The organism is Thiocapsa sp. (genome assembly GCF_035467215.1).
In the GTDB taxonomy this organism is placed as follows: Bacteria; Pseudomonadota; Gammaproteobacteria; order Chromatiales; family Chromatiaceae; genus Thiocapsa.
On sequence record NZ_DATITZ010000365.1, the window covers coordinates 18,692 to 37,702 of the forward strand.

Consider the following 19,011-nt stretch of genomic DNA (forward strand, 5'->3'; position numbering starts at 1 on the left):
GTAACATGCGAGGCATGACACTCCGACTCTATGCCTCGGTCACTTGATGTACCTTTCCATTTCCATTGAGCCGTGGAAAATGCCGAGAATTTCGACAGCATCCCGCCTGATGAAATAGGCAATTCTGTAATGGCCGTAAAGAAGAATTCTTACTTGCCCATCTGGTTCATCACGGTATTTATACCCAATCTCGGGAAAACCTTCCAAGATGTGCGTCCTTTCATATATTCCTTCTATTACCCGCTGCGCGGAGATAGGACTATCCTCCGAAGTGTATTCATAGATATCTCGGAGCCATTCTACAGCCTCCTCTGTCCACCTTTTTTCCGCCATGCGCCAATTCTTCGCTTCATTTCGTCATTCGAGATTGTCTTCCCCTCCCTCGAATCGTTTAATCCTGAAGACACCATTTTCTCGAACGCGAGCTCTCTGAGGATTTCTTCATACGTTGCATCTTCAGGCTGACTCTGGATCACATCAGCCATTCTTTCGTTCACAGCGGACATGGTTCACCTCTGCAGTGTTTCCGGCATTAAGAGCAAGAGTCGAGCGACCCAAACCACGCGCCGGCAGAACCTAAAGGATAACCGCGGAGCTGTTCGCGCGCATTTGGGTGGGCCTCGCCTGCCGATTAGTCATTTCTTTCTGTCAGCGATACGGGAGACCCTTATCTATCACGCCATCTTCCAATCAGTAACACCGGCGAGAACAGACTGCCGGACGTGATCTCCCCGACACCGGATAAATCTCGGGACATTGGGGGAACGCTGCGGAAACCGTGGGACGTCCCCGGTTATCCAAAACCTGCTCAGCGGCTTCGTCCAACGCCGCGCTCAGCCGAGGGAGGCCGCGTCGCGGCCTGACGTCGGCGGGAGCGCTGCGTTATGCGCAGTCATCGCTGACTGTAGGATGCAGCCATTAGTTCATGGTAGTCAGGTTCTTCCGAAAGCGGCCCAAGTAGACCCGAGTAGAGCCGCTTGATGGCGCCCTCTCGAAAGTACAAATAGTCGCCGCCCGCAAGACCAACGAAATACTCGAAGCTTGGGCCGACAACGCTCTCGACCATATTCTTGGAGAACGATACTAGGTCCCGCCTCCCAAGAAGCTTTCGCTGACCAAACCTATACGAAACATGTCCATCAACGGCAGTGCGGACTTCTTCTATAATTATCTTTTTGTTGCAGAAGCAGAATGCTGATGTGTAGACATCGAATGCCGTAACTGCTTCCCCAGCTTTAAACTTGTACGAATACGGCCACCCATTGGAACTGATACGACGCTCAATCTCCTTAGTAACAACTGCTGCGCTGCTGGCAACTTCCGCGGAATCTCCGACCCCCATAAAGATTGCCATCTTCAACCTTGCACTTTGAAGCGCATCGGCAAATGGTGCCTCATCAATGAACCTGACGAGATCTAATTTCAGCACTACAAGGGGCAGTTCACGGCCAATGTACCAAACAACGAACCCTCCAAAACTCTCAAACGGCAGCTTCATGCGATGACACCTTACGAACCCTGCGCATAACGCCGTGCTCAACGGCAAATTTGGAGCGCAGCGGAAAATTTGTCCAAGTGCAGCGCCTTATTAGCGCAGCGAATTAGCAACTGCTTCGATATCCGCGAGAACAAGGTTTCCGCCGCCCATAAAAAGATCTTTGAATCGCTCACCCAAGCCGGTTAATTCTAAACCCGAGGGAATCACATCATGCCAGCCAAGCAGAGCCGAATAGCCTTCACCGCTCGTGCTTTTAACGCAAACAAGACCCAAACTATAAACAGCGAAAATTTCTTGAAGCAGCGTAACCGCGCTAGCTGACATATTTTTATTGTTTGTTCTGTAATCAGTAGTTCTCAAACTTTGGAAGCCCGGATAGTATGGTTTCATAAAAATAAGACAAATCACACAAAGCTGCCGGTATGTCAGGGAATCGAATAATCGCAGATAATAATACGCCTCTTCGACGCTTACACCTGGGGAATAAACCATGTTTGCGTAAAAATTCCCCAGCAGTGCAATTTTCTTCTCTTCGTATTCTTCACGAGCTCGCCTCAGGGTTCCCTCTAGCACTTCTTCTGCCTTGCTTCGCTCTCCTTCTACAGAATCAAAGAAACCGTCTTTTCTAGGCTCATTACCAGCTTGCGTGTACTTTTCGATCTTATCGAATGCAATCGCAGCAGCAGCACCGACGCGTACTTTTTCCCGCTCAGACATTGTGCGTTCAGCCACATCACCTAAGAGTTTTGCACCTGCTCTTGCGACAATAACTCCAAGTGTACCTGCACCGGCAGCCCCAGCAGGACCCGCTGCAAAAAAGCCGATTGCACCGCCGACAGCAGCTCCAGCTATCTCTGCGCCCATTGAGATTAGTGACTTTGTTTTTTCAATATCTTCGTCGTTTGACATGTTTATGGCGCTAACGGGTGATTAGACAGAGTGTCGGTCAGGTGAGATAGGCAGATTCTGTCTATCTCAGTCGGGTCAGATTCTGCCTAGCCGATGCCTGGCCGACTCACCAAACGTCTCGCAGCGTATACGATGGCCATACACGGTAACCTGCGTGGAGACGCTAGCAGATGGTGAACCCGCAGACAACACCGACGACAGGGGCCACGGGCTGCCTGCGGACTCAATCGTTGGCATACGGGCGGGTACGGGCTGCGGTCTGCAGCCACGCGCTCTGATCACGAGCGATCAGTTTGAGCAACTCCGGGATTCCAGGGTCATCGGATGCCGCCTTCGGATCAGCCCGAGACCGAACATTGGGTCGCGCTCAGGCCCCGGAACTGTCGCTCAATACCCGCGCAGCCGCCACCGCCGCCTGGCCCAAGGAGATCCCCCCGTCGTTGGCGGGCACTTGGCGCTGCAACAGCACCCGTAGTCCGGCGGCCTCAAGTCCGCTCGCGACGGATTCGAGGAGCAGTCGATTCTGGAACACGCCGCCGGAGAGTGCGACGGTCGAAATCCCGTAACGGCTCGCCAAGTCCAGGCCCAGCGTGACGAGCGCCGTCGCGAGCCCGACATGGAAAGCGGCTGCGATCTCCTCGGGCGGACGGCCGCGGGAGAGGTCCGCGAGCAGGGCGTCCCAGAGCGGCGCCGGATCCAGTACCACCTCGCCGGTGGGCGCGGTCGATCGCGCGAATAGATAGCCGTCACCGACCCGATCCATAGCGACGGCGGCCAGCGACTCCAGCGCGATGGCGGCCTGCCCTTCGTAGGTCAGGACCTCGCCGCCGACGCCCAGCGCCGCGGCGACAGCATCGAAGAGCCGCCCGGTCGAGCTGGAAAGCGGTGCGTTGAGGCCGCGCGCGATCAGTGTGTTCAGGATCGCGAGCGGTTTGGCGTCGAGCCGCTCGATCGGCTCAAGCCCGGCGAAGCGCGCGCGCCATGCCGCCCAGCCGCCCGCGCTCTCCAGGTGCGCATAGAGGTTGCGCCAGGGCTCCAGGATCGCGCGTGTCCCGCCGGGCATGGACACCGGTTTGAGATGGGCGACTCGCTTGAAGTCCAGGTAGTCGCCAAGCAGAAACTCGCCGCCCCAGAGTGTGCCGTCGCTGCCGTAGCCGAGTCCGTCGAGCAGGATGCCGAGCACGGGTCCGGCGTCCAAGGGCCAGCCGTTGTCGGCCAGGGTCGAGGCGAGGTGGGCGTGGTGATGCTGAACGCCGATCAGCGGCAAGCCGTCGCGCGCCGCTCGGTCGCGTCCGATGAGGCTGGAGCGGTAGTCGGGATGCAGATCGACGGCGAGCGCCTCGGGGACGACCTGGAAGAGGTCGAGATAGAGGGCGAGGGTCCGCTCGAACTCGCGTGCGGTCTTGGCGTCCTCCAGGTCGCCGAGATGCTGGGAGAGGATCGCCTGACCGTCGCGGACCAGACAGAAGGTGTTCTTGAGCTCGCCGCCAAGCGCCAACAGCGGCGGTGCATCCTCAAAGCCGGGCGGCAAGGGCAAGGGTGTGGGGGCAAAACCGCGTGCACGCCGGAGCAGGCGCGGCTCCCCCGCCATAACCCGGACGACCGAGTCGTCGACCCGGTTGAGGATCGCCCGATCGTGCAGCAGCAGGACATCGGCGAGCTGACCGAGCCGCCCGAGCGCATCGCCGTTGTCGATACACTGCGGCTCCTCGCTCAGATTGCCGCTCGTCATCACCAGGGGCCGATCCCAGTCCGCCAAGAGCAGATGGTGGATCGGGCTGTAGGGCAGCATGACCCCCAAGGTCGTCTGACCGGGGGCGACATCCGGTGCCAAGGGTCGCGGCCGTTCGCCGTCCCGCTCCGCCCCGCGCGAGCCGACCCGATCCGAGAGCAGGATCGGCGCAGCCGGACCCGACAGCAGCGCCGCATCCCGCGCCGCCACACGACAATAGCCCCGGATCACATCCAGGTCGCGCGCCATGAGTGCGAGCGGCTTGGCATAGCGCCGCTTGCGCCGACGCAGCTCGGCGACCGCATCGGGGTTGGTCGCATCGCACGCGAGATGGAAGCCGCCGATCCCCTTGATGGCGAGGATTCGCCCCTCGGCCAGCAGCCGGCTCGCCGCGGCGATGGCATCCTCGGCGCCGAGCGCCGTGGGATCCAGGACGCACCCGGCGGCATCCTGAAGCCAGACCTTGGGGCCACAGACAGGACAGGCGTTGGGCTGTGCATGGAAGCGTCGGTCCGCGGGATCCTTGTACTCCGCCGCGCAGTCCGGGCACATGGGAAACGCGGACATGCTGGTCCGGGCACGGTCGTAGGGGATGCCGGCGACGATGCTCAGACGCGGACCGCAGTGGGTGCAATTGGTGAAGGGATAACGGAAGCGCCGGTCGGCGGGATCCCGGATCTCGGCGACACAGGCCGCGCAGGTCACGGCATCGGCGACGATCCCGGTGTGCACGGCGGTCGCCGCGCTTTCCAGGATGACGAAGTCGTCCTGCTGAGTGAGGTCCGCCAGCGCCTGCGGATCGGCGATCGGACGCCGCTCGATCGAATCAATCCGGGCCAGCGGCGGGCATTCCTTGAGCAGACGGTTTAGAAAGCCGCTCACGCCGGGATCGTACCCGGCCACGCTCCCGCACACCCGAATCAGCACACCCTCGCCGTCGTTGCGCACATCGCCGCGCAGGCCGCAGGCGCGGGCCAGTCGCCAGACGGTGGGCCGAAATCCCACGCCTTGGACCAGGCCGCGGACCCGAATCGACTCGGCGGTCACGCTATTTCAGCCCGATCCTTTCAATGCCGTCCCATGCGGGAGCGGCCGAGCGGTCGCGGAAGCGCCCGCAGCGCACGGCCAACAGCCCGGGCAGCGGGTCGTCCGGCGCAAGGTCGCGACAGAACCCAAAGGTCCGCGCAGCTTGATCGTCATCGCCGGCCCGATAGAGGCGAAGCCCGTCCGACAAGGCATCCCGGGTTCGCAGCTTCTGATCGCGCAGGAGTTCGGGATCCGCATCGAAGACCTCGTAAAGACGCACCGGGGTCTCGCGACCGACCACGGTGACGAGATCGATCTCCCGGATCAGGTAACGCTCGGGGTCGTCGAGCGACGCGTAGGTATTCCCCCCGATCAGCAGCCCAAGCCCGTAATGTTTGGTCAGTCCCTCGATCCGGGCCGCGAGATTGACGGTGTCGCCGACCACACCGCATTTGAGCCGGTTGGCGGCGCCGATGGTGCCGAAGATCATCTCCCCGGTCGCGATGCCCACGCCGATGCGGATCGGCGCTTGACCTTGACGGTCGCGGGTTCGCGCCCAGTCGCCGAGGCTGCGCAGCATGGCGATGCCGGCGCGTACCGCCGCATCGGCGCCGCGGTCGAACACCGCCATGATGGCGTCGCCGACATAGTTGTCGATGAATCCGCCCTCGGCCAGCACCGCCGGCTCCATCCGGGAGAGATAGGTGTTGATGAACTGGATGGCGTCCACCGGGGCCATGCCCTCGACCAGCGAGGTGAAGCCGCGGATATCCGAGAAGAGGATGGATGCCTTGGTCAGGACATGGTCGCCGAGCTTGATGTCGCCGATGGACGGACGGCCCAGGGTTTCGAGAAATTGGTGCGGGACGAAGCGGGCGTGTGCAAAGGTCAGCTCGGCCTGGCGCTCCAGCGAGCTGCGCAACGAGTCGTAGAGACGGGCGTTCTCGATGGAGACGGCCGCTTGTGCCCCCAAGGTCTCGACCGTGATGCACCGATCCGCCGAGAAGGCCCCGCGCACGCCGGCATTCTCCAGATAGACCATCCCGACGACGTCGCCCTTGGACAAGAGCGGCACACAGAGAATCGACAAGGCCGGGTGCGCCCGGATGTGCGGATCGGACCGAAAGGTGATATCGACGCAGGCGTCGTCCATCACGACACGTTCCCGCGCGCGCCGGACAAAGCTCACCAAACCGGTCGGAAGCCCGTGAAGCTCGATGGCCGAGCCGTCGGTCAGGACCTGCACCTCGCCCTTGGCATCGCCCTCGGCCGCGACCCGCAACCGGTTGTCGACATCGAGCAGCAAAACACCGCGGGTCGCGCCCGCATTGATCACCATGGCGCGCATGACCTCGGTCACAACGTCCTTGAGCGAGACCTTGCGGGCCAGTGCCGCGGCGGCCCGGATCAGGGTCGCGCTGTCGACGATCTGTCCATGACTGCTGCTGCTCGAGCGGGTCTCCGACGGGTCCGCTGCCCGGCTCGTCCGCGGCCGCACCAGATCGACGTAGCGCTCGGCCAGGACCTGCGACCAAGCGCTCGCGCCCCAGACCTCGAATGCATCGACGGCCTCCGCGAGATAGCCGGCCGCCGCCGTGTCCGCCCCGCGCTTGAGATAGAAGCGCGCCGCTCGCTCCAGAAAAAGGCCGACGTCATGCAGAGCGCCGGCCCGGCGCGCGGCCGCCACGGCGGCGTCGAACCCCCCTATGGCCCGGCTCGACCGACCGCCGGCCGCAGCCAGCTCGGCCCGCAACAGCGCCGCCCGATGTGCAAAGTTGTCGGGGGCATGGCGGGCCCAACGCTCCAGCCGTCGCGTGAGCCGCTGCGCCCGGTTACGCCGCAAGACCGAGGTCGCAGCGCCGTCGGCCGCATGCAGCTCGATCAGCGCCAGGGCCTCGTAGAACTGGTAGAAGGGCTCGTAGGCCATGGAGACGATGCCGTTCAAATTCGCCTCCATGCCCCGGGCGCGCGCGAGGACCTCGCGGAAATCGTCGCGCATCAGCGCATCGAGCATCCGGTACTTGTGGAAATAGGCCAGCGAGGTCGCGTCGCGCTGCTCGGTCCAGACCGCAAAACTCTCGTCTTCGCTCTCGCGCTCGCCGTCGGCCGCGTGGACTGCATCCGCCAGACCCCGCATGCGCGCGATGCCGAAGCCGGCCATGCGCATGATGCGTCTGGTCTTCTCATGCCGGGCATCGCCCTCCGCGGCCTGATGACTCTCAAGATAATCCGACACCTTCGCAAGCGGCAGCCCGCCCATGAAGGCGTAGGAGGCATGTCCGTAGTGATGGTAGCCGTGATGCTCCAGGTCACCCGCACTGATTGCCTTCTCGGCCCCTTCCAGGAAGATCGGCAGGGTCTCGACCAAGGGGGCGGACCAGTGCTGAATGAAGCCGGCATAGACCATGAGAATGCGGCCTTCGAGATCCCGGGCATCCAAATCGACGGCGAGCTGCCGTGCCAGATCGCCGTAGGCCAGACCGCGCACCGGGTCCGCCAGGACGGCGCAATGCAGCATGCCGTAGAGGACGTAGGCGTAGGCGGACTCGGCCGCATTGCCGTAGCGAACGGACATCTGGACCATGCGCAGCGCGATCAGGGGCAGCAGATTGGGCGCGCTGAAATAGGCCGGCGGCGCCAGCAGGACCATGATCTGCATGGCGGCCAGCTTGCGCGGGTCCTTCATCCGAGGTAGCTGCGCCAGGTCACGGGTGGTGCGGCCGGCGAGGCGCAGCTTCGCGCTCGCAAGCTCCGCCAGGACCCGAAGCAGATGCACCCGACGGGGCAGCTTCTCGCCGAGCAGCGCCAGCGCACGCAGGCCGACATCCAGTGCCCGGCCGTAGGCCATCCGAGAGGTGTGGAGCAGGACCATCAAGCCCAGCACCCGGACCTGGTCCAGCTCCGGCCGGCCGCGCCCGAGCAGCCCGTCGGCGATCTCCTCCGCGAGGTCGGTGCGGTCCTGCAGATAGGCCGCCTGCGCCTTTTCGAGCGCGATCTCGAAGGCCAGATCGGGCTCGCGCTGCCAGGCGTCCTCGCCCAGCATGGCCTCGGCGACATCCAGATATTGGAGCGCCGCATCGTAGGCGATGGCCGACTTGGTCAGGCGCGCCGACTTTAGGGCCAGATCGCGCAGGCGCAAGCGCCCTTGGGGGTCGAGCCGGTGCTGCCCCGCGATCAGATGGTCCGTGATCTCGGTCAGGCGCCCGACGGCCGCCGGATCCGGGATCTTCTCGAGCAGCAGGACCCCGATACGGGCGTGGATCTGCTCGCGCAGGTCATGCGATAGCAGATCGTGGGCCGCCTGCTGGACCCGGTCGTGCTGGAAGCGATAACGCTGCAGCAGGCCCTGCTCCAGCGCCTCCTCGTCGGCCCGAAGCAGGATATCGGCCTCGAGTGCCGGGCCGAGCAGCCGCACGATCTCGCCGGGATCGCGCTCGGCAGCCAGAGCAAGGATCTCGGTCTCGAACAGATTGCCGTGACAGGCGGCGATCTGGACCATCTCCCGGGTCGGCGTGGGCAACTCCAGGATGCGCTCGATGACCAGATCGGCGACGTTGTCGGTGATCTGCTCCAGGTCCACCGCGGCGAGATCACACTGCCAATGCCCGGTCGCCGCATCGTAGACCAGCAGCTGCTTACGCTGAAGTGCCCGCAGGAACTGCTGCACGAAGAAGGGATTGCCGCCGGTTTTCGCGACCACGCGCGCGGCCAGATCCTCCACCTCGGCCGTCGGGTGACCCAAGGCATCGGCCAAGAGTTCGGACACCGCCGCCTGCCCGAGCGGCCCCACCTCGATGACGGGGGCAAGGCCGAGCTTGTCCTCCAGCGTCGCGAACAGCTCGACGACCGGGTGTCCGGCCCCGATCTCGTTGTCTCGATAGGCGGTGAGGATCGTCAGGTGACGGATCTCGGGGTCGGTCAGAAGGAGCTCGATCAGCGAGCGCGAGGCGCTGTCGGACCACTGCAGGTCGTCGATGAAGATCACCAGCGGCGAATCCGCACGCGCCAAGGCACCGACGAATCGACGGAACACCAACGACATGCGGATCTGGGCCTCGTTCAGACCCAGCTTGGCGACGGGCGGCTGAGGTCCGATCAGGGCCTCGTAACCCGGCAGGATGTCGAGCAGCACCCGGGCGTTGGGGCTGAGCGCATCGAGGAGATGGGCGCGCCAGGCGTCGACCTGCTCGGTCGTCCCCGCCAGCAGACTGCGCAACAGGGCGTTGAAGGCCTGGACAAAGGGGGCGTAGGGCCGGGCCCGTTCGGTCTGGTCGAACTTGCCCTGGATGAAGTGACCGCCGGCGGCGACGATCGGCGCCACCAGACGCTCGACCAGCGCGGACTTGCCGATGCCCGACTGTCCCGCGATGCGCAGCAGGCTGCCGCCCCGCTTGCGTTCGGCTTGGCTGGCCATGAGCCCGTTCAACCGCTCGATCATCGCCTCGCGGCCGTAGAGCCGGTCCGGGATGCGCAAGGTGCTCGGCACCGAAGCAACGCCGTCGCCCGGGCGCTCGAGGGCATTGAGGAAGTCCGTGGCCGTCTGGAAACGATCCTCCGGGTTCTTGCGGATCAGCCTCATCACTGCGTCGGACAAGGCGGGCGGGATGGCGTCGCAGAGATCACGCGGGGCCGGCGGGATCTCGGTCAGGTGCCGGTGGATCAGGGTCGCGGGATCCGGGTCCGAGAAGGGCACCCGACCGGTGAGCAGCTCGTAGAGCAGGATGCCGAAGGCGTAAAGGTCCGCGCGCCAGTCAACCTGACGGTTCATGCGGCCGGACTGCTCGGGCGCCATGTAGGCCAACGTGCCTTTCGCCGCGAAGGCACCGGCCGGCTCCTCGGCGAGATCGGCGGTCCGAATGGCCAGACAATAGTCGATCAGCCTAACCCTGTTGAAGCCTTCGTCGACGATCAGGTTGGACGGCTTGATGTCGCGATGGACGATGCCTTGGACCTGGTGAAGGTCGGCCAGGATCCGCGCGAGCTCCGTGGCGATGCGCTGCACCGCCTCGGGCGGCAGCGGCAGCTCGGCAAAGGTGTCCAGAGAACGATCGCCCTGATCGTCCGACACCAGCATGGGTCCCTGATCGGTTCGGATCAGGGCGCGCGCCGCGATCTGGCCGGGGTGGGTCAGTCCACGGGTGATGGCGTACTCGTTCTCCAGTCGGGCGATGGCATCCGGGGTCCAGCGCCGCCCGCTCACCGTCTTGCAGATGACCGCTTGGCCGTCGGCGAGACGGCCTCGATAGACGGTGAAGGTCTGGCCGCGGCGAATTGGATCCAGCAATGTCGGTGGAGGCGCTCGTGCGGAGATGGCCGGCTGGATCATGTCACGATACTTTGGGGGATCTGCTTCGGATCCAGGTCAGTGTACGGAACGTCGCGATTGCGGTTGCGTGTCTCGATTTCGAGACTCAACGCATGCAGCTCGCGGCGAAAGCGGGTCACGATCGGCAGCACCGACTGGGTTCCGGCGAAAAAGGCCGGTTCATATCGCCCGATCGGCATCTCGGTTCGCCTCGAGAGCAACCGGACCATGAGGATCTGAGTCGATGCGGTCCGCAGATCGGGCAGTGCACGCTCGAGATCCCGCTCGCTCCAGCTCAGATCCTTGTCCCGCGGCGGCGGTCGATAGAGCGCGCCCGGGACATTCGGAATAAAGCCGAAACAATCGTACTGGCCGTTGTTCACCGCTGCATGGCCTGCGGACGCGGTATAGACGACCCGGGTCAGAAACCCGCTCAGCTCGTCGCGGGTCCGGAAACCCGCTTCGCCGCCCGGCATGTCTCGGACGTTGCCTCCCCGCGGATCGCGAATCTCGGCATGGAAGGCCTGCAGCTCGTCGTCCTCGGCGACATCCTCGTCGCTCGCGCAGAAATGCTCGACCATGGCGGCGACATAGCGTTGGACGACCGCCCAAAGTTTAAGGGCATCGTCGCGCCAGGGATAGTCGGGCAATGCCTCGACATCGTCGACCCCACGCTCCTTCAGATCGAGCGGGACATCCTGCGAGTCCATTCTCCATTGCTCCCACCAGACTCGCCCCATCAGCTCGAAGGCACCCTTCGAGCCGATAGCCATCGTGGAATCAATGGGACCGCCCGGCGCGAGCAGTTGGGTGCGCGCCGAGGTATTGACCGCCATGGTGTAGGCCAAATGAGGCGCCAGGAGCTTGTTCACGGGGTGCGCCTCCGGCAATGTCCGAAGCATGGCGACCTTGAAGAGCTCGACGATCAGATGCGTGCTCAGAAGATGCTCCACCACCTCGTGGACCTGGGCATCGGCGGACTGCGTGAAGGTCTTCACCGCGAGCCAGAGCCCCGGATCGTCTTTGGGGGTGAAGATCGGTCCATCCTCGGGACGCTGGAAGAGTTGAATGGCAACGGGCATCAACCGGCCCGAGCCGTTTACGTAGAACAGGGCCATGGGATGGGCGAGATACCGACCGGGCTTCACCGAGATGCCTTCGAGCACGGCGTAGTTGCACCAATAGAGCCGGCGCTTCTCCATGGCCGAGGCCAGTGTCTCGCCCGCATCGAGCAGGCCGGCCAAGGTCGCGTCGGTCACCGGGAAGTTGGCGGGGATCTCGGTGAAGCACCGGATGATGCGCGGATTGACACCGGCCAGCCGCTGGCGGGCGAACTCGGCATCCTCGCGCCAATGCTCCATGGTCAGCGGCTTGTCGCGAAAGCCCCAGAGCAGAAAGTGATAGATGTCGAGACCGTGGCGCTTGGCGAGCCAGTTCTCGAACCGACTCAACGCCAAGGCCAGGTAGGAGACCGCGAGGGTCCCGTATATCCGCCCCTGAACAACACGGCTGTAACGCTCGCCCGAAGGCAGCTCCCGAACGAAGGGCGGCAGGGGGATCGGCACCGTCGTGCGGTCGCCGGGGTTGGGTTCGTAGATCCTGAACACGCGTCGATACCAGGGCGGCGGATGCCATGCGGGCTGCTCGCCGGTCGGCTCGGTCTCGATATAGCCGTGCAGGTATTGGTAGATGCCGCGCGCCTTCTCGAGCTGCTCCCTGCGCTCCTCGCGGCGCTCGGGCGTGTCGCGTTGTGGCAGACAGGGTCGCCTGTAAACATCGTCGGACTCGACCGTCGAGACCGTCTCGTCGGCATAGGCTTCGGTCGTATCGCTGCGCTCGTCGGGGATCCGCGGCGGCTGGCCCCGCAAGCGATACATCAAAAGCCGGGCACGCCGCGGCCACCAACCGGCCAAGCGCAGATAGTCGATGGACGGCCCGTCTCGGAAATGCCGGGCCGGGATCGTCCGGAGCACGGACGCCGGCAGGTGACGCAGGCTGAACAGGCATTCATTGCCCTCGGCGTCATCGAGTGCCTCGGTGATGGTCACCTCGGCGAGATCGCGCCAGGGACATTCGGCTTCGTCCCAGGGATAGAGCGATGAGAGCTCGTAGTCCCGGTCGTCGTCATCGCGCCAGTCCAAGAGCTGGATCTGAAACCGGTAGCGCACGGGTCGCTTGTCGAGACGCCGTCGATACTCGTCCTTGAGGTAATTTCGCCCGCGTCGCTCGTTCGGTTTCGCCTCCTGAAACCAAGGCGTCTGCAGATCGTCCTCGTCCGGGATCCCGTCCCGCTCAGGTGTCTCGTCCCAGGGGATCAGTCGAAACTTGGCATAACGCTCGACCGCGTCTTCGGCGACGAAGCGCAAGGGGATCTGCGAATAGTAATAGAGGTTTGCAAAGCTCGACGGATCGCGACGCAAGGCATCGCGTACGTTCATGTAGCAGCGCGGATTGCGTTTGAAATAGTCGATCAAATGGGCGCGTCCTCCCCGAATACGCGCGAGCGTAAACTGGAAGAAGGTATCCATGTTCCAGAACGGCGTGCTGTTGCCGGTGTTCATCAGCATGTCGAAGGGACTCTCGACGGCCTCGTCCGCAAACTTCACCGAGGCACCGCGCACCACCAATGCGGCGTCGTCGAGGAAGCTGACCGAGGCATGACGCAGCCGGCAGGGAAACACCTTGCCCGGCACGAAGAAGCCGTTGGGCGGCAGGTCCGCAGCGTCGAGGATCCTGACCTGACCACGCACCACGAGCCCGTTCTCGTGGCTCATGCGCCGGCGGGTGATGATTGAGTTGAGCGTAATGAGGGTGATGATGACGGGCCGCAGCAGGACCATGAAGAACCGACTGCGCAGAAAACGCTCCCAGTACAGAAATCCATAATCACGGATAGCGTCGATCATTTCATCCCCCGGTGTCGTTTGGCCAAATCATGGTCGTGCTCGCCCGAGTCCGATGCTCCCGATTTCGAGATGTCCGGTTCAGCGCTCGCCGGGATGAAAGCCTCTATCGAGGATGCCACCGCGCACATCGGGGAGGGAAGTGCCGCGCAGACAGCCATCCGAAGACGGCACCGCCTCGGCAAGGTCTCCGACGCTCACCAGCGCTCCGGCAGCTTGCGGTGAATGACGACGCGCTTGCCTTCGAGCGCGATGTAGCCGCCGGCCTTCAGATCCTTGAGGATCCGACTGATCATCTCGCGGGAGGCGCCGACCAGTGCGGCGAGATCGCGTTGCGTGAGTGAGTCGGTGATGAGGCGACCCTCCTCCTCGACGGCGCGTGCCTGGAGCGTATCCGCGAGCCGGCTGTAGACATCGCGTAGCGCGAGGCGCTCGACCTCCTCCGTCAGCTTTCTCACCCGTGCGGCGAGGGCACCGATCAAATGCAGCGCAACGCCTGGACGGGAGATCAGATACGTCTGAAACGACGCCCTCGGGATGACCAGGAAACGTGACGGCGCGACGGTCATCACGGATGCCGAGCGCGTGGAATCTTCGATCAAGGCAAGCTCGCCGAGATAGTCGCCGGGTCCGAGCTCGTTGAGCACGATCTCCTTGCCGTTGTCGTCCGCGGAGAAGACCTTCACGCGGCCCGAGAGTAAAACGTAGAGTGCGCTGGCCTCGTCGCCCTTTTGCATGACCACCGTGTTGGCCCGATAGGTCCGCAGTGCAGCCTGATCGATGAGGTCGCCGATCCGATCGATTCCGAGCTCCGCAAACAGGGGGATCTTCAACAAAATGTCGCTTATTTCCTGGTTCATCGTCGCTCTTTGCTGCGTTCGACCCGACAATGCCGCGACGATGGATCGCCGCAGACGGTTGAAATTCGGCTCGAAGAAGGCGGAGACCAGGAACCCCCCGGACTGTTGATCCAGAAAGGCCAGCTTCTCCGCCGGACCGACGCCGCCACCTCCATTCTCTTGGACCAGGCGCTGTTGACACAACATGCCGTAGTCGTCGGTCAAGGCGACCGACGGCAGCAGATCGGCCTCCGCGAGCAGCACCGCCTCCTCCGCCAGGTCCGGAGCGGTCGCGAGGCGCCCCAGCGGACTCGCCTCGCCTGCTGCGTCCGGCAGAGGCGCGGGAGGCGGGCCCCCGTGATGGTGGAAGCGAAAGCAGCAACGCGCATAGGGCAAACCCACACTCAACTCGGTGGCGAGCACGATCGCGGCGATACGCTCGATCTCCTCGGGCGCAACACCGGCTTGCGCGAGATAAGGTCCCGCCGCGGCGACCGCCAAACGCTCCAAACGGAAGGACTCGCCGGCATTCGTGGTGCCGTCGTGACGAAAATCATGCACCAACGCCGCCACGACGACCCGCACCAATCGCTCGCCCGAGAGACCTGCCTGCTGCCCGAGAAACAGGCTGCAGAGGACGACCTCGCAGATATGCTGACTGTTGTGATAGGCGTTTCGCGCCTGCCCTGCAACCCCGCGGTCGATCTCGGCGGCGATGCGCGCGCCTGCCGTGACCAAGGGATCGAGCGGATCGCGCCCCAGCCTGACCCTGACGGCCTCGAAGACCTCGGTCGCGGGACGATCGAGCTCGCCGACAGCCCGAAAACAGGCGACGATCTGATCCGCGACGACGTCGGGCGAGGCCCCCGGCAGCGATACGAAAGGCGCTTTGGAGACTTCGGGAAACGCAGCCTTCATCGTATCCGAAGGCGTCACGCGCGCTGGCTCCATGCCGGAACCCGACCCGAGCAAACCGCAGATCGGCGCGGACCGCTATGCCGGAGGTGGCCAATTCCATCAGGCTGAATACCGAGCCCGAACGTGGAGCCGATCAAAACAGTCGCAAACACCGGACGCATCCCGAAGGGTCTCCAAGCAAGCATCGTTGCCTCCGAACGAAGCACAAACAGCGAAACCGCGAACAGGTGAAACCGACCTCGTTGCATTCTAGCCACGACAGGTCGCAACCGCGAGCGCGGGTATCCCTAGCAATTCAATGGAATAGAACACTCAAGCGCGTTGCACGCGGATCTTCGTCGAAAGTGAGCAACGGATTTCGGCGGGCGACGAGAACGGCCGAGAATCGCTATGATGGCGCCCGCGCCGTCCAACCCCCATCGCCGGATCAACCATGCCCATCATCGATCCTCGTCGTCGAGGCCGGTTCCCCTCAGCCGCACTCCTTCTTGCCGCAACATACCTGGCAAACCTGACCTCGAACGCTTGGGCCGGCGGCATCTATGTCCCGATGAAGGGTGCTGCCGCTACGGGTTCGGCAAATGTCGGCCTCGCCTCGGCAGCGCGCGACGGGAGCACGCTGTTTTACAACCCGGCCGGCATGACCCGGCTCGGGAGCACATTCGTCGAGATCGGCGTCGATGCGATCAATGCCGACATCGCCGTCGATAATCGCGGCTCGCAGGCCCGCACGCTCGGCAGCGCAGGCCAAGACGTTATCGATGCGGGAGCTCGAGGCCAGGGCGAGGGTTGGATTCCGGTACCCAATCTCTTTCTCGGGACGCCGATCATGGATGGGCGGATCTGGCTCGGACTCGCCGTCACCTCCCCGTTCGGGCTTGAACTGGATTACGGCCCGGAATGGTTCGGTCGATACGACTCCTACGACAACAGCATCAAGACCCTCGACATCGCGCCGACGCTCGCATATCGGATCAACGACGCCTGGTCCATCGGCGGCGGTATCGACGTTCAGTATGCGGACGCGGAGCTGATCAGCGCCCTGCCCGATCCGCTTAACCCCGGCGGACCGACACCCGGTTCGGACGGACGCTCCAGGCTGACGGGCGACGGGTGGGAGACCGGATTCAACATCGGCCTGCTCTACCAACCGAGCGAGCAAACCCGCGTCGGGCTGCATTATCGATCCGGCATGCACCACACCCTGAAGGGCAGCGCCGAGGTCTCCGGCCTGCGCGGACCCTTGGCCGCGGCGAATGGACGCAGCAACACACGGACCGGGCTCGACCTGCCCGACATCCTCACCCTCAGCCTCACCCAGGCCGTGACCCCGCACCTGACGCTGGCCGGCGAGGTGCAATGGTTCGGCTGGGATGCGTTCGACGAGGTCCGGGTGCGGTTTGCGAACGGCAGTCCCGATCTTGTTCGTCCCCAGGGCTTCGAGGACACCTACACGGTCGGCTTGTCGGCCGAGTATGCACTCGACTCGCATTGGACGCTGCGCGGCGGCATTCAATACGACGAATCTCCGACCACCGACATATTGCGCAACACCAGCATTCCGGACAGCGATCTATTGTGGCTCGGGGTCGGCGCAACCTACAGCGTCTCCGAGCAGCTCCGCTTGGACGTCGGCTATGCTTACGGCCGCTTCGAGCGCGCGGACATCGATCTGACATTGCCCTTCTATGCCGGATCACCGCTGGAGAGCAGCGTCGAGGTTCGGGGGGAAACCGACAGCCATGTGGACGTCCTGTCTCTTTCGGTGAGCTACGTCTTCGGGGGCTGAACCGCGCCGGGCGGAACATGACATGCTCTCGGGCCGCCGCACCTCGCCGCCAGCCCCGCATCCGCGAGCCATCCGGGGCGGGCACCCCCGCCCCTTGTCCTCGCTCAGCTCGACGGCACGTTACGCGTCCCGCGGCGGCTCCAATCGCCGACGCCTGCGACCGGCATACCTTGGCGATTCTCGGGGCTGCCACGCATGCCCCGTCGCGGTCCCTCGTTGGATGTCCCGATGGTCTCGGGACGCTCGACCGCACCGACCGGCCTCACCCCGCGCCTGGTCCAACCCTGCGCCGAATCGGCGGACGCTGTGAGGGCAGAGACGGCCGTACCGGATTCGACCCTGCTGTCGAAGACCGCGACGGTCGCTGCAATACCGGTGGTGACGGCGACGATAACGGCGACGAGTGGCATGGACATGATGGTGACCTCCGCTGACTGCGTTTTCTGGTATCCCCGGTCATCGGGGGTTCGCACTGCACTTGGCCTCGGGAATCAGACTAGGCGTCTCTCCCTGCCGATACACGTGCGCACGGCAGCGCGAAAGTGTGCGGAATTCACGGGTTAGCCGAGTTTCGATGACAATCGCCGGGAGCTCGAAGCGGTTGTCGGTCGCCGAACCGAACTCGGGTTTCCTCGGAAGGCGATGACAAGCGGACAGCGCCCGATCGCGCGATGCCCGTATAAGCGTGCCGCGCATGAAGGTGCGCCCCATGTCATCACCCTGTCATGTGCCGCATGCTAGAGTCGTCATATTCGATCGCGCCGCAGGGCTTGCGCTCGGACATTGATCCTTCAGGCGGCACACGGCGTCCTTTTCCATCCCGTATCCGGAGTCCGAACGATGCGACTTGAATCCGAGCTGCTCGACGATCAAATCCTCAAAATCGTGCTCGACGGACGACTCGACGTCGAAGGGACCCAGGCCATCGACATGAAGTTCACGGCCCTGACGGCGACCAAACAGGCGGCAATTCTGGTCGACATGAGCCGGGTGAGCTTTCTCGCGTCGATCGGGATGCGCACGCTGCTGAGCTGTGCGAAGGCCGCATCCAAGCGCGGCGGCAAGTTGGTCCTGCTCAACCCTCAGCCGATGGTGAAGGCCGTGCTCGATCGCTCGGGTGTCGCAACGCTGATTCCGGTCTACGAGGATCTGGCCGCTGCGATGGAGGCACTGAGGGGGATTCATCCGGGCTGAGACTCTCACCAGGCTTGGCTTTCATCCGGGACGACAAGGCCGGCGTCGCGGATTTGCTTCACATCCAACCCTCGCGCCGGCCTATACCGCGCCGGCAGGCTGCAGCCGATGTCCCCCGAGACGCACGATACACTCGTCATCGAGAGTCGCCTTGCCGAGCTCGGCCGTGTCGAGCGTTGGCTCGCCGGTCTTTTTCAAGACTGGAAGGTCCCCCCGGAGACGCAGTTCGCGGTCGACCTGGTGATCAACGAGGCCGTGACGAATGTGATCGGCTATGCCCATCCCGAGGATCCAACCCGGGAGACCCTCATCTCGCTGACCGATCGTCCCGACGCGATCCTGGTCGAGATCATCGATACGGGTGCGGCCTTCAATCCACTCGATGCCCCGGAGATGATTGCGTCGAGGGATCTCGATGAGGCATCCATCGGCGGGCGGGGCATTCACTTGATCAAGAGTTTCTCAGACGACTATAGTTACAGTCGTGTTTCAGGCCAAAACCGCCTGACACTCGCAATTCACAAGAAGGGATGCCCCCTGAGCCACTGCCTCTGAATGACACATGAGAACGCGCCGATACCACCGCAGCCGCTCCGGCGATCGGCCCTTCTCCCGGAGACGTCCTCGGCGCGGCCGCCGGACGCGAATGACCACGAGGATCCCGGCGGGCTAGCCCCGGAGGCATCGGATCGTCGCGAATTGCACTCGATCGCGCGCCACGCCCTCTTCGAGGGTGTCTCCTTCGATGGCTTGCACGCCATTCTCGCCCGCTGCGCCATCCAGGATCTCGCGGTCGGTCAGGTCCTGTTGGCACCCGGCCAGGTCAACCGCACACTCTTCCTCGTGCTCGACGGGCAGTTGAAGGCCCATATCGACGACATCGACTCGGAGGAAGGCT

Annotated in this window: 12 protein-coding genes; 4 read left to right on the forward strand and 8 right to left on the reverse strand. The window is 63.7% G+C overall.

Annotated elements, in window-relative coordinates; translation table 11 throughout:
* Positions 1-39: 39 nt before the first annotated feature.
* The 7 genes from VLR48_RS19780 to VLR48_RS19810 all read right to left on the reverse strand — a co-directional run bounded on the left by VLR48_RS19780 (position 40) and on the right by VLR48_RS19810 (position 15,148).
* Positions 40-333: a type II toxin-antitoxin system RelE/ParE family toxin gene (locus VLR48_RS19780; protein ID WP_325293423.1), complete on the reverse strand. Its 294-nt coding sequence runs from the start codon at positions 331-333 to the stop codon at positions 40-42.
* A gap of 559 nt (positions 334-892) precedes the next feature.
* Entirely contained in the window at positions 893-1,498 is a 606-nt protein-coding gene (locus VLR48_RS19785; RefSeq protein WP_325293424.1) for a hypothetical protein, read from the reverse strand.
* Between the two features lie 90 nt (positions 1,499-1,588).
* A complete protein-coding gene (locus VLR48_RS19790; protein ID WP_325293425.1) occupies positions 1,589-2,407 on the reverse strand; it encodes a hypothetical protein in 819 nt (272 codons plus the stop codon).
* A 367-nt stretch (positions 2,408-2,774) separates the two neighbouring features.
* Positions 2,775-5,186 (reverse strand): carbamoyltransferase HypF, encoded by a 2,412-nt coding sequence (hypF, locus tag VLR48_RS19795; protein WP_325293426.1) that lies wholly within the window; start codon positions 5,184-5,186, stop codon positions 2,775-2,777.
* A gap of 1 nt (position 5,187) precedes the next feature.
* Entirely contained in the window at positions 5,188-10,449 is a 5,262-nt protein-coding gene (locus VLR48_RS19800; protein ID WP_325293427.1) for an AAA family ATPase, read from the reverse strand.
* 38 nt (positions 10,450-10,487) lie between these two features.
* On the reverse strand, positions 10,488-13,376 hold the full coding sequence (locus VLR48_RS19805) for a lipoxygenase family protein (RefSeq protein ID WP_325293428.1): 2,889 nt from the start codon (positions 13,374-13,376) through the stop codon (positions 10,488-10,490).
* Positions 13,377-13,570: 194 nt separating this feature from the next.
* The gene (locus tag VLR48_RS19810) at positions 13,571-15,148 is read right to left on the reverse strand and encodes a Crp/Fnr family transcriptional regulator (RefSeq protein WP_325293429.1); all 1,578 of its coding nucleotides are present in this window, start codon (positions 15,146-15,148) and stop codon (positions 13,571-13,573) included.
* A gap of 415 nt (positions 15,149-15,563) precedes the next feature.
* Here VLR48_RS19810 and VLR48_RS19815 point away from each other — a divergent pair, with 415 nt between their 5' ends.
* A complete protein-coding gene (locus tag VLR48_RS19815; protein ID WP_325293430.1) occupies positions 15,564-16,919 on the forward strand; it encodes an OmpP1/FadL family transporter in 1,356 nt (451 codons plus the stop codon).
* 104 nt (positions 16,920-17,023) lie between these two features.
* Here the strand turns inward: VLR48_RS19815 and VLR48_RS19820 are convergent, their stop codons facing one another.
* Positions 17,024-17,335 (reverse strand): hypothetical protein, encoded by a 312-nt coding sequence (locus tag VLR48_RS19820; protein WP_325293431.1) that lies wholly within the window; start codon positions 17,333-17,335, stop codon positions 17,024-17,026.
* Positions 17,336-17,759: 424 nt separating this feature from the next.
* Between VLR48_RS19820 and VLR48_RS19825 the strand changes: the two genes are divergently transcribed.
* From VLR48_RS19825 to VLR48_RS19835, 3 genes are all read left to right on the forward strand, one after another.
* Positions 17,760-18,113, forward strand: coding sequence for an STAS domain-containing protein (locus tag VLR48_RS19825; RefSeq protein ID WP_325293432.1), 354 nt, complete (start codon positions 17,760-17,762; stop codon positions 18,111-18,113).
* 108 nt (positions 18,114-18,221) lie between these two features.
* Positions 18,222-18,668, forward strand: a complete 447-nt coding sequence (locus VLR48_RS19830) for an ATP-binding protein (RefSeq protein ID WP_325293433.1) — start codon at positions 18,222-18,224, stop codon at positions 18,666-18,668.
* Positions 18,669-18,812: 144 nt separating this feature from the next.
* On the forward strand, positions 18,813-19,011 hold a 199-nt coding region (locus tag VLR48_RS19835; protein ID WP_325293434.1), incomplete at its 3' end, for a hypothetical protein.

Coding starts and splice junctions, on each gene's coding strand:
- VLR48_RS19780 (WP_325293423.1), bottom strand. CDS start 333: ATGGCGGAAAAAAGGTGGACAGAGGAGGCTGTAGAATGGCTCCGAGAT.
- VLR48_RS19825 (WP_325293432.1), top strand. CDS start 17,760: ATGCGACTTGAATCCGAGCTGCTCGACGATCAAATCCTCAAAATCGTG.
- VLR48_RS19820 (WP_325293431.1), bottom strand. CDS start 17,335: ATGTCCATGCCACTCGTCGCCGTTATCGTCGCCGTCACCACCGGTATT.
- VLR48_RS19805 (WP_325293428.1), bottom strand. CDS start 13,376: ATGATCGACGCTATCCGTGATTATGGATTTCTGTACTGGGAGCGTTTT.
- VLR48_RS19790 (WP_325293425.1), bottom strand. CDS start 2,407: ATGTCAAACGACGAAGATATTGAAAAAACAAAGTCACTAATCTCAATG.
- VLR48_RS19785 (WP_325293424.1), bottom strand. CDS start 1,498: ATGAAGCTGCCGTTTGAGAGTTTTGGAGGGTTCGTTGTTTGGTACATT.
- VLR48_RS19830 (WP_325293433.1), top strand. CDS start 18,222: ATGTCCCCCGAGACGCACGATACACTCGTCATCGAGAGTCGCCTTGCC.
- VLR48_RS19815 (WP_325293430.1), top strand. CDS start 15,564: ATGCCCATCATCGATCCTCGTCGTCGAGGCCGGTTCCCCTCAGCCGCA.